The organism is Nocardioides sp. (assembly GCF_035503875.1).
In the GTDB taxonomy this organism is placed as follows: domain Bacteria; phylum Actinomycetota; class Actinomycetes; order Propionibacteriales; family Nocardioidaceae; genus Nocardioides.
In genome coordinates, this window is the sequence record NZ_DATJTA010000054.1 from 97087 (window position 1) to 118286 (window position 21200).

General features: G+C 72.1%; 18 protein-coding genes. 2 read left to right on the forward strand and 16 right to left on the reverse strand.

Going from position 1 to position 21200, the window contains the following annotated elements:
* Positions 1–2: 2 nt before the first annotated feature.
* The 12 genes from VMF51_RS12965 to VMF51_RS13020 form a co-directional block, all read right to left on the reverse strand.
* The gene (locus VMF51_RS12965; RefSeq protein WP_325474855.1) at positions 3–1175 is read right to left on the reverse strand and encodes an acyl-CoA dehydrogenase family protein; all 1173 of its coding nucleotides are present in this window, start codon (positions 1173–1175) and stop codon (positions 3–5) included.
* Positions 1172–3070 (reverse strand): biotin carboxylase N-terminal domain-containing protein, encoded by a 1899-nt coding sequence (locus VMF51_RS12970; RefSeq protein WP_325474856.1) that lies wholly within the window; start codon positions 3068–3070, stop codon positions 1172–1174. Before VMF51_RS12970 ends, VMF51_RS12965 begins: the two co-directional genes overlap by 4 nt.
* A 91-nt stretch (positions 3071–3161) precedes the next feature.
* Positions 3162–4733, reverse strand: coding sequence for an acyl-CoA carboxylase subunit beta (locus VMF51_RS12975; RefSeq protein WP_325474857.1), 1572 nt, complete (start codon positions 4731–4733; stop codon positions 3162–3164).
* Between the two features lie 172 nt (positions 4734–4905).
* A complete protein-coding gene (locus tag VMF51_RS12980) occupies positions 4906–6027 on the reverse strand; it encodes an acyl-CoA dehydrogenase family protein (protein WP_325474858.1) in 1122 nt (373 codons plus the stop codon).
* Entirely contained in the window at positions 6024–7766 is a 1743-nt protein-coding gene (locus VMF51_RS12985; RefSeq protein WP_325474859.1) for an acyclic terpene utilization AtuA family protein, read from the reverse strand. Before VMF51_RS12985 ends, VMF51_RS12980 begins: the two co-directional genes overlap by 4 nt.
* Positions 7763–8545: a TIGR03084 family metal-binding protein gene (locus VMF51_RS12990; RefSeq protein ID WP_325474860.1), complete on the reverse strand. Its 783-nt coding sequence runs from the start codon at positions 8543–8545 to the stop codon at positions 7763–7765. Before VMF51_RS12990 ends, VMF51_RS12985 begins: the two co-directional genes overlap by 4 nt.
* A complete protein-coding gene (locus tag VMF51_RS12995) occupies positions 8542–9150 on the reverse strand; it encodes a TetR/AcrR family transcriptional regulator (RefSeq protein ID WP_325474861.1) in 609 nt (202 codons plus the stop codon). The genes VMF51_RS12990 and VMF51_RS12995 overlap by 4 nt, the downstream gene beginning before the upstream one ends.
* 143 nt (positions 9151–9293) lie before the next feature.
* Positions 9294–9944 carry a histidine phosphatase family protein gene (locus VMF51_RS13000; RefSeq protein WP_325474862.1) on the reverse strand — a complete coding sequence of 217 codons (651 nt, stop codon included), beginning with the start codon at positions 9942–9944 and terminating at the stop codon, positions 9294–9296.
* Positions 9944–10993, reverse strand: a complete 1050-nt coding sequence (locus VMF51_RS13005) for a phosphotransferase family protein (protein ID WP_325474863.1) — start codon at positions 10991–10993, stop codon at positions 9944–9946. Before VMF51_RS13005 ends, VMF51_RS13000 begins: the two co-directional genes overlap by 1 nt.
* The gene (locus VMF51_RS13010) at positions 10990–11736 is read right to left on the reverse strand and encodes an SDR family NAD(P)-dependent oxidoreductase (protein WP_325474864.1); all 747 of its coding nucleotides are present in this window, start codon (positions 11734–11736) and stop codon (positions 10990–10992) included. Before VMF51_RS13010 ends, VMF51_RS13005 begins: the two co-directional genes overlap by 4 nt.
* 126 nt (positions 11737–11862) lie before the next feature.
* Positions 11863–14055 carry a 3-hydroxyacyl-CoA dehydrogenase NAD-binding domain-containing protein gene (locus tag VMF51_RS13015; protein WP_325474865.1) on the reverse strand — a complete coding sequence of 731 codons (2193 nt, stop codon included), beginning with the start codon at positions 14053–14055 and terminating at the stop codon, positions 11863–11865.
* Between the two features lie 19 nt (positions 14056–14074).
* Positions 14075–15286: an acetyl-CoA C-acetyltransferase gene (locus VMF51_RS13020; protein ID WP_325474866.1), complete on the reverse strand. Its 1212-nt coding sequence runs from the start codon at positions 15284–15286 to the stop codon at positions 14075–14077.
* Between the two features lie 68 nt (positions 15287–15354).
* Here VMF51_RS13020 and VMF51_RS13025 point away from each other — a divergent pair, with 68 nt between their 5' ends.
* Both VMF51_RS13025 and VMF51_RS13030 read left to right on the forward strand, forming a co-directional pair.
* Positions 15355–16152 carry a MerR family transcriptional regulator gene (locus tag VMF51_RS13025; protein ID WP_325474867.1) on the forward strand — a complete coding sequence of 266 codons (798 nt, stop codon included), beginning with the start codon at positions 15355–15357 and terminating at the stop codon, positions 16150–16152.
* Between the two features lie 32 nt (positions 16153–16184).
* Positions 16185–17066 (forward strand): NAD(P)H-binding protein, encoded by an 882-nt coding sequence (locus VMF51_RS13030; RefSeq protein WP_325474868.1) that lies wholly within the window; start codon positions 16185–16187, stop codon positions 17064–17066.
* 91 nt (positions 17067–17157) lie between these two features.
* On the opposite strand, the gene VMF51_RS13035 is transcribed toward VMF51_RS13030, so the two are convergent.
* From VMF51_RS13035 to VMF51_RS13050, 4 genes are all read right to left on the reverse strand, one after another.
* Positions 17158–17853, reverse strand: a complete 696-nt coding sequence (locus VMF51_RS13035; RefSeq protein ID WP_325474869.1) for a type II CAAX endopeptidase family protein — start codon at positions 17851–17853, stop codon at positions 17158–17160.
* Positions 17854–17864: 11 nt separating this feature from the next.
* The gene (locus tag VMF51_RS13040; RefSeq protein WP_325474870.1) at positions 17865–19307 is read right to left on the reverse strand and encodes a DEAD/DEAH box helicase; all 1443 of its coding nucleotides are present in this window, start codon (positions 19305–19307) and stop codon (positions 17865–17867) included.
* Between the two features lie 191 nt (positions 19308–19498).
* Positions 19499–19693 carry a CsbD family protein gene (locus VMF51_RS13045; protein WP_325474871.1) on the reverse strand — a complete coding sequence of 65 codons (195 nt, stop codon included), beginning with the start codon at positions 19691–19693 and terminating at the stop codon, positions 19499–19501.
* A gap of 54 nt (positions 19694–19747) precedes the next feature.
* Complete coding sequence (locus VMF51_RS13050) at positions 19748–21172, reverse strand: NAD(P)/FAD-dependent oxidoreductase (protein WP_325474872.1); 1425 nt, start codon at positions 21170–21172, stop codon at positions 19748–19750.
* Positions 21173–21200: the final 28 nt, after the last annotated feature.

Here is a 21200-nt window from a genome sequence, read left to right on the forward strand (position 1 = left end):
GCTCAGTAGGACTTGGGCAGCCCCAGGGAGTGCATGGCGACGAAGTTCAGGATCATCTCGCGGCTGACGGGGGCGATCCGGCCGGCGCGGGTGGCGACCAGCAGGCCCGCCATGCCGTACTCCTGGGTGATCCCGTTGCCGCCGTGGGTCTGTACGGCGCGGTCGGCGGCGTCGCAGGCGGCCTCGGCGGCGGCGTACTTGGCCATGTTGGCGGCCTCGCCCGCGCCCAGGTCGTCGCCGGCGTCGTACAGCGCGGCTGCCTTCTGGGTCATCAGCCGGGCCATCTCGATCTCGATGTGCGACTGCGCGAGCGGGTGGGCGATCGCCTGGTGGGAGCCGATGGGCGCCTTGAAGACCGTGCGCTCCTTGGCGTACGACGTCGCCTTCTCCAGCGCGAAGCGCGCGAGGCCGGTGGAGAACGACGCCGCCATGATCCGCTCCGGGTTGAGCCCGGCGAACAGCTGCACCAGACCGCCGTCCTCGTCGCCCACGAGGGCGTCGGCGGGCAGCCGGACGTCGTCGAGGAACACCTGGAACTGCAGCTCCGGACTGACGATCTCCATCGGGATGGGCCGCGCCTCGAGCCCGGTCGCGTCGGTCGGGACCACGAACAGGCACGGCTTGAGCCGACCCGTCTTGGCGTCCTCGGTCCGGGCGACGACCAGCATGTTGTCGGCCTCGTCGACGCCGGAGATGTAGATCTTGCGACCGGTCAGCACCCAGCCGCCTTCCGACGACTGAGGGTCGCGGCGGGCGGTGGTGGTGATGTTGTGGGTGTTGGTGCCGGCGTCGGGCTCGGTGATCGCGAACGCCATCGTCGACGTGCCGTCGCAGATGCCGGGCAGCCAGCGCTGCTTCTGCTCCTCGGTGCCGTAGCGGCTGATGATCGTCCCGCAGATCGCCGGGCTCACGACCATCAGCAGCAGCGGGCAGCCCTGCGCGGCGAGCTCCTCGCAGACGGCCGCGATGTCGCCGATGCCGCCCCCGCCGCCGCCGTACTCCTCGGGGATGTTGATGCCGAGGAAGCCGTGCCGCCCGATCTCCAGCCACAGGTCGGTGGTCTTCTCCCCCGCCCGGGCGCGCTCGGTGAACCAGTCGCGCCCGAACTTCCCGGCCAGCCCGGCCACCGCCTTGCGCAGCTCCTGGCGCTCCTCGGACTCCTGGTACGTGCTCACGCTGTCTCCTCCACGACTGCCAGAACCTCTCCGGCCGCGACCTGCGACCCGGCTTTCACGTTGAGCACCGTGACCGTGCCGGGGTACGGCGCGCTCACGGTGTGCTGCATCTTCATGGCCTCCAGGACCAGCACCGGCCGGCCCGCCTCGACCTCGTCCCCGGCGGCGACGGCCACCGACACCACCGTGCCGGGCATCGGCGCCAGCAGGCTGCCGCTCGCGACCGCGTCGGCGGGGTCGGTGAACCGCGGCACCCGCTGGAGGGCGGCGTGGCCGCCCGCCCAGTCGACGTCGACGCGGTCGCCGACCGCCGCCACGTCGTACGACGTCCGCAGGCCGTCCTGCTCGAGAACCACGCGGTCGGTCGCCACCGAGACGACGTCGTACCCGTCGACCCGGTAGCCGTCCCGCCCGCCCCACCACTCGACGGTCCCGGACTCGAAGACCGTCCGCTGCGGCTGCGAGGGGACGTTGCGGAAGGCGACCGGGATCCCGCGCTGGACGGACCGGGAGGCGACAGCGAGCTCCGCAAGCGCGAGCGCAGCGGCGACGCCGGCCCCGGTGGTTGAGGAGGGACGAAGTCCCGTCTCGAAACCCCCCAGGAACGCGGTGCTCACCCGCCCCGCTCGGAACTGCTCGTCCCGCAGGATCGCCAGCAGCTGGTCGCGGTTGGTCGTCACCCCGTGGATGCGCGCGCGGCGCAGCGTGTCGGCCAGGGAGCGGATCGCGGCCTCGCGGGTGCGGCCCCAGGCGATGACCTTGGCGAGCATCGCGTCGTAGTGGGTGCCGACCGTGCTGCCGGAGGCGTAGCCGGTGTCGACGCGGACGTACGGCGTCGTCGGGATCTCGAAGCGGGTCAGCACGCCGCTCTGCGGTTGGTAGTCCCGCGCCGGGTCCTCGGCGTACAGGCGCACCTCGACGGCGTGCCGGTCGGGCTTCGCGGGGAAGCGCACCTCGGACGTCTCCCCCTGGGCGGTGCGCAGCTGCAGCTCGACCAGGTCCTGGTGGAACACGAGCTCGGTGACCGGGTGCTCGACCTGGAGCCGGGTGTTCATCTCGAGGAAGAAGAACCGCTCGGCCTCCTCGTCGTACAGGAACTCGACGGTGCCGGCGCCCTGGTACGAGATCGCCTCGGCGGCAGCCCTCGCCGCAGAGTGCAGGGCTTCGCGCACAGGATCGGGGAGACCCGGCGCCGGCGCCTCCTCGACGACCTTCTGGTGACGCCGCTGCAGCGAGCAGTCGCGCTCGCCGAGCACCGCGATCCGGCCCTCGGCGTCGCCCCACACCTGGACCTCGACGTGGCGCCCGCGCTCGACGTACGTCTCGACGAACACCGTGCCGTCGCCGAACGCCGAACGCGCCTCGTCGCGGGCGGTCTCGATCTCGCCGGCCAGCGAGGCGAGGTCGCGCACGATCCGCATGCCGCGGCCGCCGCCGCCCGCGCTGGCCTTGACGATCAGCGGGAGGTCGGCCTCGGTCGCGCTCTCGGCGTCGAGGTTGCGCAGCACGGGTACGCCGGCCGCCTCCATCAGCCGCTTGGCCTCGATCTTCGAGCCCATCGCCTCGATCGCCTCCGGCTGCGGCCCGACCCACGTGAGGCCGGCGGCCTGCACGGCTCGGGCGAAGTCGGCGTTCTCGGAGAGGAAGCCGTAGCCCGGGTGCACCGCGTCGGCCCCGGCCCTCAGCGCCGCCTCGACCAGCAGGTCGGCCCGCAGGTAGGTGTCGGCGGGCGCGTCCCCCGGCAGGCGTACGGCGAGGTCGGCCTCGACGACGTAGGGCAGTCCGGCGTCGGCGTCGCTGTGCACCGCGACGGTCTCGATCCCGAGACGGCGACAGGTGCGGAAGACACGCGACGCGATCTCCGCGCGGTTGGCGACCATCAGGCGCTGGATCATCAGCCCTCCCCCCGATCCCCGCCGAGCCGGCGTGAATGTAGCGCCGAGCCGGCGCGAACTCGCGCCGGGTCGGCGGGAACGGTCGTGGTGATCATGGCCGGAACACCCCGAAGCGGTCGGTGCCGACGATCGGCTTGTTCTCGATGACGGACTGGCAGATGCCGAGGATGGTGCGGGTGTCGCGCGGGTCGATGACGCCGTCGTCGTACAGCATCCCGGAGAGGAAGTGCGGCAGCGACTGCTCCTCGACCGACTGCTCGACGAAGGCGCGCATGCCCGCGTCCGCCTCCTCGTCGTACTCCTGGCCGCGCGACTCGGCCGCCGCCCGCGCGACGATCGACAGCACCCCGGCGAGCTGGGCCGGCCCCATGACCGCGGACTTGGCCGAGGGCCAGGTGAAGAGGAAGCGCGGATCGTACGCGCGGCCGTTCATGCCGTAGTTGCCGGCGCCGTACGACGCCCCCATGATCACCGTCAGGTGCGGGACCGTGGAGTTGCTGATCGCGTTGATCATCATCGCGCCGTGCTTGATGATGCCGCCCTGCTCGTACTCCGCGCCGACCATGTAGCCGGTGGTGTTGTGCAGGAACAGCAGCGGGGTGTCGGACTGGTTGGCGAGCTGCACGAACTGCGTCGCCTTCTGCGCCTCCTCGCTGAACAGCACCCCCTGGGCGTTGGCGAGGATGCCGACCGGGCGGCCGTGGATCCGTGCCCAGCCGGTGACCAGCGACGTGCCGTAGAGCGGCTTGAACTCGTCGAACGCCACCCCGTTGGCCGCACTCACGCCGTCGACCAGCCGGGCGATCACCTGGCGCGGGTCGAAGGGCTCCTTGAGGTCGGCCGGGACCAGGTCGAGGAGCTCCTCGGGGTCCGCGTCCGGCTCGGCGTACGACGCAGGTGGCGCGAGAGCCTTGCGCCAGTTCAGCCGCGCCACGATCCGCCGACCGATCCGGATCGCGTCGACCTCGTCCTCGGCCAGGTAGTCGGCGAGCCCCGACGTACGCGCGTGCATCTCGGCGCCGCCGAGCGACTCGTCGTCGGACTCCTCGCCGGTCGCCATCTTCACCAGCGGCGGGCCGCCCAGGAACACCTTGGCCTGCTCGCGGACGAGCACCGTGTAGTCGGACATGCCGGGCACGTAGGCGCCGCCCGCGGTGGAGTTGCCGAAGACCAGCGCGATCGTCGGCTCCTTGCGCGCGCTGGCCCGGGTCAGGTCGCGGAACAGCCGGCCGCCCGGGATGAAGATCTCCTTCTGGGTCGGCAGGTCGGCGCCGCCCGACTCGACGAGGGAGATCGTCGGCAGCCCGTTCTCCTCGGCGATCTGCGCGGCCCGGAACAGCTTCTTCACCGTCCACGGGTTGCTCGCCCCGCCCTTGACCGTCGGGTCGTTCGCGGTGATCACGCACTCCACGCCCTCGACGACGCCGATCCCGGTCACCACGCTCGCGCCGACGGTGAAGTCCGAGCCCCAGCCCGCCAGCGGCGACAGCTCCAGGAACGCCGACCCCTCGTCGACGAGCAGCTCGATCCGCTCCCGCGGCAGCAGCTTCCCCCGCGCCCGGTGGCGCTCGGCGTACTTCTCCCCGCCCCCCGCCACCGCCTTCGCGTGCTCCGCGTGGAGGTCGGCGAGCTTCTCCAGCATCGCGGTCCTGTTGTCACTCATCGCTCGCCCTCCGGTCCCCCGACGCTGGTTGAGGTGCGAAGGACGAAGTCCTGAGCCTCGAAACCCGGTGAGACGACAGACGGCCCCGATCGAGCTGGTCTCCCGGCAAGACGGGCTTCGAGGCTCGGCGCTGGCGCGCCTCGCACCTCAACCAGCGTGGCATTGCGGCGGGTCATGCGGCGTACCCCAGCAGCTTGGCGGCGAGGTCGGCGAGCACCTCGGTGGCGCCGCCGCCGATGGGCAGGAGGCGCGCATCGCGGTAGTGCCGCTCGACCTCGGTGCCGTGCAGGTAGCCCAGGCCGCCGTGCAGCTGCACCGCCTGGTCGACGACGTACGACGCGGTCTCGCACGCGGTCTGCTTGGCCAGGCAGACCTCGGCGATCACGTTCTCGCCGTTCTCGTGGCGCCGGGCGACCTCGCGGGCGTAGGTGCGTGCGACCTCGACCCGGCGGCGCATCTCGACGAGCTGGTGCCGGACCACCTGGTTGGCGATCAGCGGCTTGCCGAACGTCTCCCGCTCGCGGCAGTACGCCGCCGTCAGGGCCAGCGCGCGGGCGGCGATGCCGTAGCCGTGGACCGCGAGCCCGAGCCGCTCGGCGACGAACTGCTCGGCGATCAGGTAGAAGCCGGAGTTCTCCGCGCCGACCAGGTTCCCGACCGGGACCCGGACGTCGGCGAAGCCGAGCTCGGCGGTGTCGGAGCAGTGCCAGCCCATCTTGGTGAGCGCCCGGTCCACGGTGAAGCCGGGCGTGCCCTTCTCGACCACCAGCAGCGAGATGCCGCCGTGGCCGGGGTCCCCGGTGCGGACCGCGGTGGTGACGAAGTCGGCGCGCACGCCGCTGGTGATGAACGTCTTGGTGCCGTTGACGACGTAGAAGTCGCCGTCGCGGACCGCCGTCGTCCGCAGGTTCGCCACGTCGGATCCGCCACCCGGCTCGGTGATCGCGAGCGAGCCGATCTTCTCGCCGGCCAGCGTCGGCCGCACGTACCGGTCGACGAGCTCCGGCGAGCCGTGCGCGGCGAGGTGCGGCACCGCGATCCCGCAGGTGAACAGCGCCGACATCAGCCCGCTCGACGCGCCCGCCTCGAACATCCCCTCCTGCAGGTCGACCATGTCGAGCACCGAGCCGCCCTCGCCGCCGACCGACTCGGCGAAGGAGACCCCGAGCACGCCCTGCTTGGCCGCGGCCAGGTGCAGGGAGCGCGGAACCTCGCCGGCCTCCTCCCAGTCCTGGAGGTACGGCGCCACCTCGCGGCGTACGAACTCGGCGCCCAGCTCGCGCAGCTCACTCACAGCAGATCCTCCTGAATGTGGACCATGCGGGACCGGATCCACTCGCCCAGCCCCTTCGCCTGCGGGTCGAACCGCGTGGACGCGGCGACCCCCTGTCCGAGCAGCCCGCGGATGACGACGTTGACGCCGCCCAGGTTGGGCAGCACGTAGACGTCGACGTCCAGCCCGGCCGCCTCCGGCAGCAGCTCGCGCACCTTGCGCGGGCTCATCAGCTTGGCCAGCCACTGCACGCGGGCCGCGCGCAGCGGCGAGCCGTCGTTCTTCACCCAGAGCCCGAGGTTCGCGTCGCCGCCCTTGTCACCGGACCGCGCGTGCACGAACGTGCCGAGCGGCACCCGGCGGGTCAGTGAGTCCGCAGGGGCGGGGTACGGCGACTCGCGGCGCCCCGCATCCGGGTCGCTCTCGAAGAACTCGGTCGGGTCGGCGATCACCTCGCGCCGACCGTCCGCGTGCACGACCGTGTGCGTGACGGTCCCGCGGTCGACGTACTCCGCCCGATAGACGCCGTACGGCGTGGGAGCGGCAGGCGGTCCCGTCATCGTGAAGCCGGGGTACGACGCCAGCGCCAGCTCGACCGCCGCGCCCGTGAACGCGCGGCCGACCCGGTCCGCGTCGGCGTCCAGCACCGTGCACCGCAGCAGCGTGGAGGCGCCCTCCTCGGTGTCGGCGTCGGGCATCGGCAGGACGGCCCGGCTCCAGTGCACGGTGCTCGCGGTGAGCGACGGCGTGAGCTGCTCGCGCACCCAGTCCGCCTTGGCCTCGATGTCCAGGCCGGTGACCACGAACTCGACGCTGTTGCGGTAGCCGCCGAGCTCGTTGACGCACACCTTCAGCCGCGCCGGTGGGGCCTCGCCGCGCACGTCCTCGACACGCACCCGGTCGACGCCGTCCTGGCGCAGGCGCACGGAGTCGAGGTGCACGGTGACGTCGGGGTTGAGGTAGCGGGTGGACTGGATCTCGTAGAGCAGCTGGGCGGTCACCGTGTCGGTGGAGACCAGGCCGCCGGTGCCGTCGTGCTTGGTGATCACGCTGGAGCCGTCGGCCGCGATCTCGGCGAGCGGGAAGCCGAGCGGCTTCCCGCTCCTGGTGGTCGAGCTCGTCGAGACCATGGACATGAAGCCGGAGAAGTTGCCGCCGGTGGCCTGGGTCCCGCACTCCAGCACGTGCCCGGCGACGACGGCGCCCGCGAGCTCGTCGTACGACGTCGGCGTCCAGCCGTGGTGCGCGACGGCCGGCCCGACCACGAGGGAGGCGTCGGTGACCCGGCCGGTGACGACCACGTCGGCGCCCTCGCGGAGCGCGGCGGCGATGCCGAACCCGCCGAGGTAGGCGTTGGCGGTGAGCGCACCGCCACTGAGTCCGATCTCTTCGGCGAGGTGCCGTACGTCGTCGCCCTCGACGTGCGCGACGTCCGCGTCGAGCCCGAGGCCCTTCGCGACCTCGCGGACCCGGTCGGCGAGACCGGCGGGGTTGAGGCCGCCGGCGTTGCTGACGATCCGGACGCCCTTCTCGAGCGCGAGCCCCAGGCAGTCCTCGAGCTGGCGCAGGTGGGTCTTCGCATACCCCAGCGACGGGTCCTTCAGCGTGTCCCGGCCGAGGATGAGCATGGTCAGCTCGGCGAGGTAGTCGCCCGTGAGGACGTGCAGCGACCCACCCTCCAGCATCTCGCGCATCGCCGACAGCCGGTCGCCGTAGAAGCCCGAGCAGTTGCCGATCCGCAGCGCTCCGGTGTCGCTCATCGCTGCGCCCGTCCCTCGCCCGGAGGCCCGGCGAAGGCCTGGGCGATGGCGAGCCAGTGCTCGGCGTCGTCGCCGACCGCGACCAGGTCCGTGTCCGCGCGGTGGACGCGCTGGGTGACCAGCAGGCAGAAGTCGTACGCCGACCCGGTCACCGACTGCGCCGCGTCCTCCGGCCCCCAGGCCCAGGTGTCGCCGGACGGCGCGGTCAGCTGGACCCGCGGCTCCTCGGCCGGGGCCTGCTCACCGCGCACCGCGTACGCGTAGCCGCGGGTGCGGACGCCGAGGTGGGCGACGTGCCGGATGCGGTCGGTGCGCTCGGGGGTGATCCCGAGGGCGTCGTACACGTCGAGGCCGTGCGCCCAGGTCTCCATCAGCCGCGCGGTCGCCATCGACGTGGGCGACATCGGCGGACCGAACCACGGCATCCGCTCGCCGGGCGGGTAGTCGCGGAGCGTGTCGGCCAGCGCGGTGCGGGCGGCGCCCCAGCGGGCGAGCAGGGCCGTCGGCGCCAGCCGCGCGATCTCGTGGGCACCGGCGTCGACGAAGCCGTCCGGGTCGGCCGCCCCCTCGGTGACCAGGGCGTCCCAGCGCTCGGGGTCGGTCGCGGCGACGACCGCCACCTCGTCGGTCCACACCAGGTGCGCGATCTGGGTCGCGATCGTCCAGCCGGCGGCCGGGGTGGGCGTGGCCCACGCGGCGTCGTCGAGGCCGGCGACGGCGTTCCAGATGCCGTCGCCCTCGGCCCGCAGGTCGAGGAGGAGGTCGTCGAGCAGGCTCATGCGTTCTCCCAGGTGAGGGCGGTGTCGAGGACCTCGGCCCACTGGTCGAGGATCCGTTCGCGGCGCCGGGCGTCGTCGGTGATGGTGTTCGCGAGGCCGAGCCCGCGCACGAGGTCGAGGGTGCCCTGGACGAGCTCGCGCACCCCGGGCAGCGACTCGTCGGCTCCGAGCAGCTCGACGGTGAGCCGGTGCACCTCGCGCCCGACCCGCTGCTCCAGCGGCGCCACGGCCTCCAGCAGGGCGGCGTCGGTTCGGGCCGCGACCCACAGCTCGAGCGCGGCGGTGAAGACGGGCGAGGTGAAGTGGTCGCCGAGCATCTGCAGCACCGCACGGGTACGCCGCTCGCCCACCGGCAGCGCCTCCGCGGCCCTGGCCAGCTCCGCCCCCCGCACCTCGGTCAGGTGCTCGACCGCCGCCACGACCAGCGCGTTCTTGGTCGGGAAGTGGTGCAGCTGCGCCCCCCGGCTCACCCCGGCCCGCTCGGAGACCAGCGTGGTCGACGTACCGCCGAAGCCCCGCTCCACCAGCAGCTCGACGGTCGCCTCCAGCAGCCGGGCCCGCATGACGCGGGTCCGCTCCTCCTGGGGCACTCGGGTGGTCGACACCCGGACAGCATCGTCCGGATGGTCACAAACAGTCAAGCCTGATTTTTAGTTGAGTCGTGGTTGGTGGGGTAGTCCGTCACACCCGCGGGGTTCCGCCGACGATCGACCCCCCTCATGTGACGGACTACCCCGACGAGGTCAGCTCAGCGGTAAGTCAGCACCCCGGCCGGCAGGTGCGTGTGCTCGTTGAAGGTCAGCAGCCGCGTGCCGGACGGTCCGACCAGGACCCGCGTGACCGAGCTGTTCACCAGCACCGTGTTGAAGGCGGCCCACAACCGTGCAGGATCGGACCGGTCGACCAGCGTCGCGGCGGCGGCGCCGATCGGGCCTCCGGAGGTCACCACGACGACGGTGCCGGTGCGGGCCCGCTCGACGAGGCGGTCCAGCGCGGCCTGCACCCGGGCCAGGAAGTCGGCGTACGACTCGCCGCCGACCGGCAGCGTGCCGGCCACCCAGCCAGACGTCGCCCGCTCGAAGAGCGCCTGGAACGCGCGGCGGTCCAGGCCGGGCGGGGTCGGCTCACCGAGAGCCTCCACGACCGCGAGGTGGTCGAACTCGTCCCAGCCCGCGTCCACCTCGGTCGGGGCCGTCCACCCCGCGGCGTCGGCCATCGCCTCCGCCGTCTCGCGGTGCCGTCGCATCCCGCCGCGCACCACGAGCGCCGGGTCCACCCCCAGCGCCGCGAGCTGCTTTCCCAGCAGCCGGGCCTGCTCGTGCCCGGTCTCGGAGAGGACGTCGTAGTCCTCGGCGCCGAACGACGCCTGCCCGTGCCGCACCAGGACCAGCAGGCCCATCAGCCCGCCTCCGCCACCAGGCCGCGGCAGCGCTTCTCGAGGTAGCCGACGGCGGGTCCGAAGACGGCGTACGCCTCGTTGGTGGTCTGGCCGTGGAAGTAGCGGTACCAGATCTGCTGGGCGATCACGGCCAGCCGGTACAACCCGAAGACCTCGTAGAAGCGCCACTGCTCCGGCGTGAGCTCGTAGCCCATCCGCGCGCAGTAGCGCTCAACGATCTCGGCGCGGGTCCACATGCCGTCGGCCTGGGAGGGCTGGCGGCGGAAGGCCTGGAAGAACTCGTCGTCGCCCGCCTCGACCCAGTACGCCATCGAGCCGCCGAGGTCCATGAGCGGGTCGCCGACCGTCGCCATCTCCCAGTCGAGGACGCCGACGACGCGGGTCGGGTCGTCCGGGTCGAGCACCACGTTGTCGAGCCGGAAGTCGTTGTGGATCAGCACCTGCGCGACGTCGGCGGGCTGCTCCGCGGCGATCCAGGCCTCGATGTCGCTCCAGTCGCCGGTGTCCTCGGTGCGCGCCTTCGCGAACCGGGCGGTCCAGCCGCCGACCTGGCGGCCGACGTACCCCTCGCCGCGGCCGAGCGCCGCCAGCTGGGGATGCGCGGTGACGTCCACGGAGTGCAGCTCGGCGAGCACGTCCCACGCGCTGCCGCACAGCCGCGACACCTCGTCGCGGGTCATCTCGGGCGGCAGGTCGCGCCGCGGGATGGTGCCGTCGACCTTGGCCATCACGTAGAACGGCGAGCCGATCACCGACTCGTCCTCGCAGAACCCGATCATCTCGGGCACGTACGGGAAGACCGGCGCGAGCGCCGCCTGGATCCGGTGCTCGCGCCCCATGTCGTGGGCGCCCGCGGCCTTCTGGCCCGTCGGCGGCCGGCGCAGGATCAGCTCGCGGCCGGGGTCGCCGGCGAGCCGGAGGAGGTAGGTCAGGTTGGACGCGCCGCCCGGGAACTGGCGGACCTCCTCGATCGCGCCCCGGCCGAGCCACCTCTCGACCGCGCCGACATCGAAGGCGTCCTCGTCGCGGACCGGCCTGGCGTCGTTCATGCCTGCTCCAGCTTCTGGGCCTGGTCGCGCATCACTGCGTCGTACGCCGCCCGGTCGGTCTGCTTGAGTCCGTACGCCGCCCGGCCGGCCGCGTCGGGGAGGATCAGCTCCTCGCCACGGTCGAGCCCGGCGAGCACGGCGGCGGCGATCTCGTCGGCGCCGACCGGCGACTCGTCGACCAGCCGACTCATCACGCCCGCCAGCGCGGTGTCGGCGCCGCGGATCGAGCTCATCAGGTTGGTGCGGAAGTACGACGGGCAGACGGCGTGCGCCGTGACGCCGTACGACGCCAGCTCGTGGCCGGTCGTCTCGGTGAGCGCGACGACCGCGGCCTTCACGGCGTTGTACGACGCCATCCCCGCCGGGTGCACCAGTCCGGCCAGCGAGGCGACGTTGACGATCCGCCCCGCGCGCTGCCGCTTGAACAGCGGCACGAAGGCGCGCGTGCCCCGGACCGCGCCGAAGAGGTTGATGTCGAAGATCCACCGCCACTCGTCGAGCTCGGCGACGTCCAGCCGCCCGCCGCCCGCGACCCCGGCGTTGTTGACGAGGACGTCGAGCCCGCCCCAGGTCTCCTCGACGTGCGCCAGCGCCGCGACCCAGTCCTCCTCGGAGGTGATGTCGAGGCGGAGGTCGGCGCCGTCGAGGTCGGTGCGCAGCACCTCGTCCCCGCGCACCTCGAACGCCTCGGCGAGCGCCGCGCCCAGCCCGGACGCGGCCCCGGTGATCAGGACCCTGCTCATGGGGATCGACCTTACGTAACCGCCGAGCCGGCGCGAGTTTGCTGCCGAGCCGGCGCGAGTTCGTGCCGGCTCGGCGGCAAACTCGCGCCGGCTCGGCGTGGGTGGTGGGTGAGGGGGCGACGTGGGTCAGGCGGGGAAGGAACCCCCGGAGGCGGCCAGGTCGCGGAGGTACTGCGTGGGGCGGAAGCGGTCGCCGTACGCGTCGGCCAGCTCGTCGGCGCGGGCGACGAAGGCCGCGAGGCCGATCGACCCGTCGGCCGCCTGGTAGCCGGTCATGTACTGCGCCGCGCCGCCGGTCATGGGCGGGAAGCCGATGCCCATGATCGAGCCGATGTTCGCGGCGGCCGCCGAGGTGATGACGCCCTCCTCGAAGCACTTCGCGGTCTCCAGCGCCTCCGCGAAGAGCATCCGCTCCTTCATGTCGACGAGCGGGATCTGCTCCTCGGCGATCGGGAACGTCTCGGCCAGCCCGGACCAGATCGAGCCGCGCTTGCCGTCGGCGTACTCGAAGAAGCCGGCACCGGCGAGCCGCGACGGGCGCCCGGCCTCGATCATCTTCTCGACGACGCCCGTGCCCGGGTGCGGGTCGTACGACGTGCCGTCGCGCTCGGCCGCCTCGCGGGTGGCCTTGGCGATCTTGGCCATCAGCTCCATGTTGAGCTCGTCGGTGAGCTGCAGCGGGCCGACCGGGTAGCCGGACTGCGTCGCGGCGCGCTCGATGGAGTACGGCCGCTGGCCCTCGGCGAGCAGCGCGAGGCCCTCGTTGACGAAGAACCCGATCACCCGCGAGGTGTAGAAGCCGCGGCTGTCGTTGACGACGATCGGCGTCTTCTTGATCTGCTGGACCACGTCGTACGCCTTGGCCAGCGCGACGTCGGAGGTCTCCTTGCCGCGGATGATCTCGACGAGCGGCATCTTGTCGACCGGGCTGAAGAAGTGCAGGCCGATGAAGTCGGCCGGCCGGTCCACGCCCTCGGCGAGCTCGGTGATCGGCAGCGTCGAGGTGTTGGAGCACAGCAGCGCGTCGTCGTTGACGTACGGCGCCACCTCGGCGAAGACCTTGGCCTTCAGTGCCGGGTCCTCGAAGACGGCCTCGATGACCAGGTCGCAGCCGGCGAGGTCGGCCGGGTCGGCGGTCGGGGTGATCCGGTCGAGCAGCTCGGCGCTCTTCTCCTCGGTCAGCTTGCCGCGGCCGACGGCCTTGGCGTTGAGCTTCTCGGAGTACGCCTTGCCCTTCGCGGCGTTCTCGGCCGAGACGTCCTTCAGCACGACCTGCATCCCGGCGCGGGCGCAGGAGTACGCGATGCCGGCGCCCATCATCCCGGCGCCGAGGACGCCGACCTTGACGGCCTTGTACGGCTCGATCCCGTCGGGACGCAGCGAGCCGGAGTTGATCGCCTGCAGGTCGAAGAAGAACGCCTGGATCATGTTCTTCGAGCCCTGGTTGACGATCAGGTTGGTCAGGTAGCGCGACTCGATCCGCGAGGCGGTCTCGAAGTCGACCTGCGCGCCCTCGACCGCGGCGGACAGGATCGCCCGCGCCGCCGGGAACACCGCGCCCTTGGTCTGCTTGCGCAGCAGCGCGGGGAACGCCGGGAGGAAGCCGGCCAGCGCCGGGGACTTCGGCGTACCGCCGGGCATCTTGTAGCCCGGCGCGTCCCACGGGTTCAGCGCGGCGTCGGGGTTGGCCCTGATCCAGGCCTTCGCGGCCGGGACCAGCTCCTCGCGGGTCGCGACCAGCTCGTCGACCAGGCCCTTGTCCTTCGCGGCGGCGGCCTTGAACTGGGTGCCGGTGAGCAGCACGTCCATCAGCCCGGCCTGCAGGCCGAACTTCCGCACGATGCGGGTCACGCCGCCGCCACCGGGCAGCAGGCCGAGCGTCGACTCGGGCAGACCGACGATGACGCCGGGACCGTCCCAGGCGATGCGGTGGTTGGCGGCCAGGCAGATCTCGTAGCCGCCGCCGAGCGCGGCGCCGTTGATCGCGGCGACGACCGGGCGGGGGAACTTCTCCAGCCGGCGCAGCGACGCCTTGACCGTCTCGCTCATCGCGAAGACGTCGGCCGCGTCGTCGGGGCCGGCCTTGATCATGTTCTTCAGGTTGCCGCCGGCGAAGAAGGTCTTCTTCGCGCTGGCGAGTACGACGCCCGCGACGTCGGGCTCCTCGGCGTACAGCCGGTCGATCGCCGCGTCCATCGAGTCGATGTAGAGCTGGTTCATCGTGTTGGCGCTCGACGTCGGGTCGTCGAGGGTCAGGGTGACGATGCCGTCGGCGTCCTTCTCGAAGTGGACGGCGGACTGGGTCTGGGTCTCGGTCATGGTTTCTCTTCCTCGCTTCTCAGACCAGCTCGACGATGGTGGCGATGCCCATGCCGCCGCCGACGCAGAGCGTGGCGAGGCCGCGGCGCTGGTCGCGGCGCTGGAGCTCGTCGATCAGGGTGCCGAGGATCATCGCGCCGGTGGCTCCGAGCGGGTGGCCCATGGCGATCGCGCCGCCGTTGACGTTGGTGATCTCGTGGCTGATGTCGAGGTCGCGCATGAACCGCATCGCGACCGCGGCGAAGGCCTCGTTGATCTCGAACAGGTCGATGTCGCCGACCTCCAGGCCCGCCTTGGCCAGCGCCTTGCGGGCGGCCGGGGCCGGGCCGGTGAGCATGATCGTCGGGTCGGCGCCGGAGACGGCGGTCGCGACGATCCGGGCGCGCGGGGTCAGGCCGAGCTCGGCGCCGACCTCCTCCGAGCCGATGGCCATCAGGGCGGCGCCGTCGACGATGCCCGAGGAGTTGCCGGCGTGGTGGACGTGGTCGATCTTCTCGATCCAGTGGTACTTCTCCAGGGCCACGTCGTCGAAGCCCGCGTCGGCGCCGATCTGGGCGAACGACGCCTTCAGGCCGGCGAGGCTGCTCGCGGTCGTGTCGGGGCGGATCGTCTCGTCGGTGTCGAGGACGGTCAGGCCGTTGACGTCCTTGACCGGCACGATCGCGCCGGAGAAGTAGCCGTTGGCCCAGGCCTTCGCGGCGCGGTGGTGCGACTCGGCGGCGTACGCGTCGACGTCGTCGCGGCTCCAGCCCTCCAGCGTCGCGATCAGGTCGGCGCCGATGCCCTGGGGCACGAAGCCGGCCTTGAAGGCGGTGGCCGGGTCGGACGCCCAGGCGCCACCGTCGGAGCCCATCGGCACCCGGCTCATCGACTCCACGCCGCCGGCGAGGATCAGGTCCTCGAACCCGCCGCGGACCCGGGAGGCCGCCTGGTTCACGGCCTCGAGGCCGGACGCGCAGAAGCGGTTGAGCTGGACGCCCGCGACGGTGTCGGGGTAGCCGGCGGCCAGCGCGGCCGTCTTGGCGATGTCGCCGCCCTGGTCGCCGATCGGCGAGACCACGCCGAGGACGACGTCGTCGACGCGCGCCGGGTCGAGCCCGGGGTTGCGGACCTTGACCTCGTCGAGCAGCCCGACCACCAGGTCGACCGGCTTCACCTCGTGCAGCGAGCCTGCTGCCTTGCCCTTGCCGCGCGGCGTGCGGAGGTGGTCGTACACGAATGCTTCTGCCATGACCGTCCTAGCGAGGAGTAGTTCGGGGTGCGGACCGAAGATCCGCGATGTCCTCCGATTGTGACACCATGAGTGTCACGGTCAAGGGGCACCCGGAAGTTGTGGCCTCGGTCACGGAAGGCAGGCAGGCGGAGATGGCGGACGAGGAGCTGCTGACGCTCGAGGAGCTCACGGCCCGGGTCGGGATGAGTGTGCGCAACGTGCGCTTCTACACGACCAAGGGGCTGGTGCCGCCGCCGATCCGGCGCGGCCGCTCCGGTTACTACTCCGCCGACCACGTCGCCCGCCTCGAGCTGGTCCGCGAGCTGCAGCAGCATGGCTTCACCCTTTCGGCGATCGAGCGGTACCTCGTCGCGATCCCCGCCGGCGCCACTCCGGAGGACATCGCGCTGCACCGCACGATGCTCGCGCCCTGGCAGGCCGACGCGCCGGCCGAGCTGACGCGCACCGAGTTCGACCGCCGTACCGGCCGGACGCTCAGCGACGAGGACCTCGCCACTCTCGCGGCCCTCGGCATCGCGTTCCGCAACAAGCGCGGGCGCTACGAGGTCTCGATGTCGCAGCTCCCCGTGGGGCTCGGCCTGATCGACCTCGGCTTCCCGACCGAGGCCGCGGTCGCCGCCGCCGACGTGTACGCCGCCCACGGCCGCCAGCTCGCGCACGAGCTGAACGAGCTGTTCCGGACCATGGTGTGGCCCGTCTACCGGGACGCGGGGGCCGCCCCCGAGCGGATCCAGGAGGTCGTCGAGCGCCTCAAGCCGCTCTCGATCGCCAGCCTGGTCGCGGCGTACGAGGCCGCCATGGACGAGACCAAGCGCGAGCGGATCGCCAAGCGCGCCCGCGACGGGGGCGGCGCCGAGGCCTGAACCGGACGCGCGCCCTGGGTACCGGCCCACCCATGAGCAACGTTCTCGTCACCGGCGCCACCGGCTTCGTCGGCAAGCGACTGGTCCCCGTCCTGATCGACGCCGGCCACGACGTGAAGGCGATGACCCGCCACCCCGAGACGTACGACGGTCCCGGGGAGCCGGTCTTCGGCGACGTGCACGACCCGGGCACGCTCGCCGAGGCGCTCACCGACGTCGACGTGGCCGTCTACCTTGTGCACTCGCTCGACGACGACGACTTCGAGCGCCGCGACGCCGAGGCCGCCCGCGGCTTCGGGTTGGCCGCGGCAGCCGCGGGAGCGACGCAGATCGTCTACCTCGGCGGGCTCGGCAAGGACGGCGACGAGCTCTCCGCGCACCTGCGCTCGCGCCGCGAGGTCGAGCAGCTGCTCGGCTCCTCGGGCGTCCCGGTCACCGTGCTGCGCGCGGCCATCGTCGTCGGGGCCGGCGGCATCTCGTGGGAGATGACCCGCCAGCTCGTCAAGAACCTGCCCGCGATGGTGGTCCCGAAGTGGGCCGCCACCCGCACCCAGCCGATCGCCATCGACGACGTGATCCGCTACCTGGCCGGCGTGGTCGACAACGACGAGGCACTGGGCCGGGTCTTCGAGGTCGGCGGCGCGGACCGGCTGAGCTACCTGGAGATGCTCCAGCAGGCCTCGGAGGTGATGACCGGGAAGCGGGTCCCGATCATCAAGGCGCCCGTGCTGACGCCCAAGCTGTCGTCGTACTGGATCTCGTTCGTCACCAGCGTCGACGTCACCACCGGCCGCAACCTGATCGACTCCATGGGCACCGAGGTGATCCAGACCGACCACTCCATCCGGGACGTGGTCCCCGGGGAGCCGCTGACGTACGCCGAGGCGGTGGAACGGGCACTGGCGGAGGGCTGAGGGGCGGGGCTGCAGATTCACCGGTTCACCGGTGAATCTGGACGTTCCCAGGCGAAATTGCGCCCCAGAACGTCAGCGGATCCCCCAGAAGTCAGCCGATCACCTGCGGCAGCACCAGCAGCATGGCCAGCGACCAGGTCACGTGGGTCAGGATCGGGGCGAGGATGCCGCCGGAGGCGCGCCGCTCCAGGCCCACGACCACACCGAGCAGCACCGCCGCGAACGACAGCATCAGGTTGCCGGTCGCGAGCGTGGCGATGGGGTACGCGACGCTCGTCCAGAGCACCGGGCGCCGGGGGATGGCGGCGTACGCCGCACCGCGGAAGAACAGCTCCTCGGCGATCCCGTTGACCAGGGTGATCGCGACCAGGAGCGGGAGCAACCCCTGGTCGGCGTAGTCGAGGACCGAGGACACCTGGTCCCCGAGGAACGGGATCTCCCGCACCACCAGGGCGCCGACGACGAACAGCCCGGCGAGGGCCAGGCCGACGGCGATCGGGGTCGCCCACGGCCGGACCAGCCGGTCGCGGCGGGCGATCCGGCCCAGGTGCAACGGCCCGGAGACGAACGCCCCGATCGTCCACACCGCGGCGAGCAGCAGGGTCGCGGGATAGAACCACGCGCTGCCCGGCTCGATCCGCAGCGATAGGCCGAGGACGACCGCGCCGAGGACGACGAACCCGGCCGTCACGACCTGTCGCCGCCTGAGCAGCTCAGGCGACTCGCGGTGATCGCGCGGGACGACGTCCCACAGCGATCGCCGCATCCAGGCGACGACCGGGCTCATGCGTGTCGAGGTTAGCGACGCCCCGAAGAGAACGACGAGGCGCTGTGGCGGGAGCCGCCGGACGGGGACGCGCCGGAGGACTGGCCGCGACGACCGGCGGGCTTGCGCGACTGGCCGCCGGACGACTGGCCACCCGAGGCCTGGCCGCCCCGGCCACCGCCGCCGCCGTTGCCACCGCCGCTGCCACCGCGACGACGCCGGTTACGGCCACCGCCGCCACCACCGCCGCCATTGCCGCCGTTCCCGCCGGAGCGGGGCTGCTTGGGCTGGCGCTGCTGCTCGGGGGCCTCGACCACGAGGCCGCCCTCGACGATGACCCGCTCGCCGGGGGCGAGCTGGGCGAGCACCGGGTGGCGCGGGCCGTCGACCTTGGTGATGGTCGGCTTGATGCCGGCCGCCCGGGTCAGGTCGCGCACGTCGCGCACCTGGTCCTCGGTCATCAGGGTGATGACGGTGCCCGCGGCGCCGGCGCGCGCCGTACGGCCCGAGCGGTGCAGGTACGCCTTGTGCTCGGCCGGCGGGTCGGCGTGGACGACCAGCGCCACGTCGTCGACGTGGATGCCGCGCGCGGCGATGTCGGTCGCGACCAGGGTGCTGGCCTTGCCCGCGTGGAAGGCGTCCATGTTGCGGGTGCGGGCGCCCTGGCTGAGGTTGCCGTGCAGCTCGACGGCGGGGACGCCGTTCTTGTTGAGCTGGCGGGTCAGCGCCTTGGCACCGTGCTTGGTGCGGGTGAAGACGACGGTACGGCCGGGCGCGCTGGCCAGGTCGACCAGCACCGGGACCCGCTGGTCGCGGTGCAGGTGCAGGACGTGGTGGTCCATCTTGGCGACCGGCGACTGGGCCGAGTCGGCCTCGTGGGTGGCCGGGTTCGAGAGGAACCGCTTGACCAGCACGTTCACGCCGTTGTCGAGCGTGGCCGAGAAGAGCAGCCGCTGGCCGTCCTTCGGGGTGCGGTCCATGATCCGGCGTACGCCGGGCAGGAAGCCGAGGTCGGCCATGTGGTCGGCCTCGTCGAGGATGGTGATCTCGACGGCGCCAAGGTCGCAGTGACCCTGCCCGATCAGGTCCTCCAGCCGGCCGGGGCAGGCGAGGACGATGTCGACGCCCTTGCGCAGGCCCTGGACCTGCGGGTTCTGGCCGACGCCGCCGAAGACGGTCTGGGTGCTCAGGCCGGCGGACTTGGCCAGCGGGGCGAGCGACTCCTGGATCTGGCCGACCAGCTCGCGGGTCGGGGCCAGGATCAGCGCGCGCGGCTTGGTCGCCTGCGGGCGCCGGCCCGAGGCCTGGAGCCGGGCGACCAGCGGGAGCAGGAAGGCGTAGGTCTTGCCGGAGCCGGTACGGCCCCGGCCGAGGACGTCGCGACCCGCGAGCGAGTCGGGGAGGGTGGCCGCCTGGATCGGCGACGGGACGGTGATGCCGCGCTCCGCGAGGAGGGCGACGAGGGAAGTGGGCACGCCGAGATCGGCGAAGGACTGCGAAGACAAGTGAGAGTCACTAACTGTGGCGGCGTCTCGCCAGAAGAAGCGCGACCTGTCGAAGAGACAGCGAATGTCGCGAGCGGGGCCGAGGCAAGACTGGACGGGCCGCACCCCCAACCTTAGGGGTGCGGCCCGACAGACCCCGCATCGCGGCGGGGTGACGTTCACTACTTCGTGAAGCCGTCCTTGATGTCCTTGGCGGCGTCCTTCAGGTGCTCGCCGGCCTGCTTGGTCTTCCCCGACGTCTGGTCGGCCTTGCCCTCGGCCGTCAGCTGCGGGTCGTCGTTCGCCTTGCCGGCCTGCTCCTTGCCGTGGCCCTTGAGCTCTTCCGCCTTGTGCTTGGCCTTGTCCACGAAGCTCATCGCGTCCTCCTCGATCGGTAGACCGTTCAGGTAACCGATCGGGCCACGACCAACTCACCCGAAGGCCAGCACCCCGTCGTCGATCCGGTCCCGGCGGATGGTCCGGACGTCGGTGAGGTAGTTCTGCTTCAGCATCCACGGCGCCCGATTGCCCTGCTTGGGCAGCCCGTCGAGCGCGCGCAGGACGTAGCCCGACTGGAAGTCCATGAACGGCCGCTCCTCGACCCCCGCGTCCTTCACGGGTACGACGCTGCGCAGTCCGTGCTCGTCGAGGTGGCTCAGCAGCCGGACGACGTACTCGCTGACGAGGTCGGCCTTCAGAGTCCAGGACGCGTTGGTGTAGCCGATCGTGTAGACGAAGTTCGGCACCCCGCTGAGCATCAGCGCCTTGTAGGCCATCGTGTCGCTGAGCTCGACCTTCTCGCCGTCGACCTCCAGGTCGATGGCGCCGAACGGCAGCAGCTTCAGTCCGGTGGCGGTGACGATCAGGTCGGCCTCCAGCTCGGCGCCCGAGGTGAGCCGGATCCCGGTCTCGGTGAACGTCTCGATGGTGTCGGTGACGACCGACGCGGTGCCCCGCCGGAAGGCGCGGAACAGGTCGGCGTCGGGGACGAAGCAGAGCCGCTGGTCCCAGGGGTCGTACGACGGGGCGAAGTGCCGGTCGACGTCGACGTGCCCGTCCAGCTGGCGGCGCAGCGCCTTCGCGATGAAGCCCTTCACCACGCCCGGGCGGCGGCGGGAGAGCTGGTAGAAGCCGCTCGCGACCAGGATGTTCTTCCACCGCACGACCGGGTAGCGCAACCGCAGCGGCAGCCGCGCCAACCGCGTGGCGAACGGGTCCTTGCCCGGCCGGGAGAGGACGTACGTCGGCGAGCGCTGCAGCATCGTGACGTGCTCGGCGGTCCCGGCCATCGCGGGCACGAGCGTGATCGCGGTGGCCCCGCTGCCGATCACGACGACCCGCTTGCCGGCGTAGTCGTAGTCCTCGGGCCAGTGCTGGGGATGGATCACGTCGCCCCGGAAGTCGGCCTGGCCCGGGAACGTGGGCGCGTGCCCGGTCTCGTAGTCGTAGTAGCCGGTGCAGGCGTGCAGGAAGCTTGCGCTGATCGGCTCGCGGCCCTCGATCTCCACCGTCCAGCGGGCGGTCCCGGAGTCCCAGCTCGCCCGGGTGACCCGGTGGTCGTAGCGGATCAGCTCGTCGACGCCGTACTCCCGCGCGACGGTGCGCAGGTAGTCGAGGATCAGCGGCCCGTCGGCCAGCGCGGTGTCGCCGGGCCAGGGGCGCCAGCGGTACCCGAAGGTGAACATGTCGGAGTCGCTGCGGATGCCGGGGTAGCGGAACAGGTCCCAGGTGCCGCCGCTGACCTCGCGCCCCTCCAGTACGGCGATGCTGCGGCCCGGGTGGTGCTCGCGCAGCTGGCAGGCGGCGCCGATGCCCGAGAGACCCGCGCCGATGACCAGGACGTCGACGTGTTCCATGCCAGCACTGTAACCACGCTATTGACGC

Excerpts from the sequence above, each read along its gene's own strand:
- VMF51_RS12970 (WP_325474856.1), bottom strand. The coding sequence starts at position 3,070 with ATGATCCAGCGCCTGATGGTCGCCAACCGCGCGGAGATCGCGTCGCGT.
- VMF51_RS12975 (WP_325474857.1), bottom strand. The coding sequence starts at position 4,733 with ATGAGTGACAACAGGACCGCGATGCTGGAGAAGCTCGCCGACCTCCAC.
- VMF51_RS12985 (WP_325474859.1), bottom strand. The coding sequence starts at position 7,766 with ATGAGCGACACCGGAGCGCTGCGGATCGGCAACTGCTCGGGCTTCTAC.
- VMF51_RS12990 (WP_325474860.1), bottom strand. The coding sequence starts at position 8,545 with ATGAGCCTGCTCGACGACCTCCTCCTCGACCTGCGGGCCGAGGGCGAC.
- VMF51_RS13000 (WP_325474862.1), bottom strand. The coding sequence starts at position 9,944 with ATGGGCCTGCTGGTCCTGGTGCGGCACGGGCAGGCGTCGTTCGGCGCC.
- VMF51_RS13005 (WP_325474863.1), bottom strand. The coding sequence starts at position 10,993 with ATGAACGACGCCAGGCCGGTCCGCGACGAGGACGCCTTCGATGTCGGC.
- VMF51_RS13010 (WP_325474864.1), bottom strand. The coding sequence starts at position 11,736 with ATGAGCAGGGTCCTGATCACCGGGGCCGCGTCCGGGCTGGGCGCGGCG.
- VMF51_RS13015 (WP_325474865.1), bottom strand. The coding sequence starts at position 14,055 with ATGACCGAGACCCAGACCCAGTCCGCCGTCCACTTCGAGAAGGACGCC.
- VMF51_RS13020 (WP_325474866.1), bottom strand. The coding sequence starts at position 15,286 with ATGGCAGAAGCATTCGTGTACGACCACCTCCGCACGCCGCGCGGCAAG.
- VMF51_RS13025 (WP_325474867.1), top strand. The coding sequence starts at position 15,355 with ATGAGTGTCACGGTCAAGGGGCACCCGGAAGTTGTGGCCTCGGTCACG.
- VMF51_RS13030 (WP_325474868.1), top strand. The coding sequence starts at position 16,185 with ATGAGCAACGTTCTCGTCACCGGCGCCACCGGCTTCGTCGGCAAGCGA.
- VMF51_RS13035 (WP_325474869.1), bottom strand. The coding sequence starts at position 17,853 with ATGAGCCCGGTCGTCGCCTGGATGCGGCGATCGCTGTGGGACGTCGTC.
- VMF51_RS13045 (WP_325474871.1), bottom strand. The coding sequence starts at position 19,693 with ATGAGCTTCGTGGACAAGGCCAAGCACAAGGCGGAAGAGCTCAAGGGC.
- VMF51_RS13050 (WP_325474872.1), bottom strand. The coding sequence starts at position 21,172 with ATGGAACACGTCGACGTCCTGGTCATCGGCGCGGGTCTCTCGGGCATC.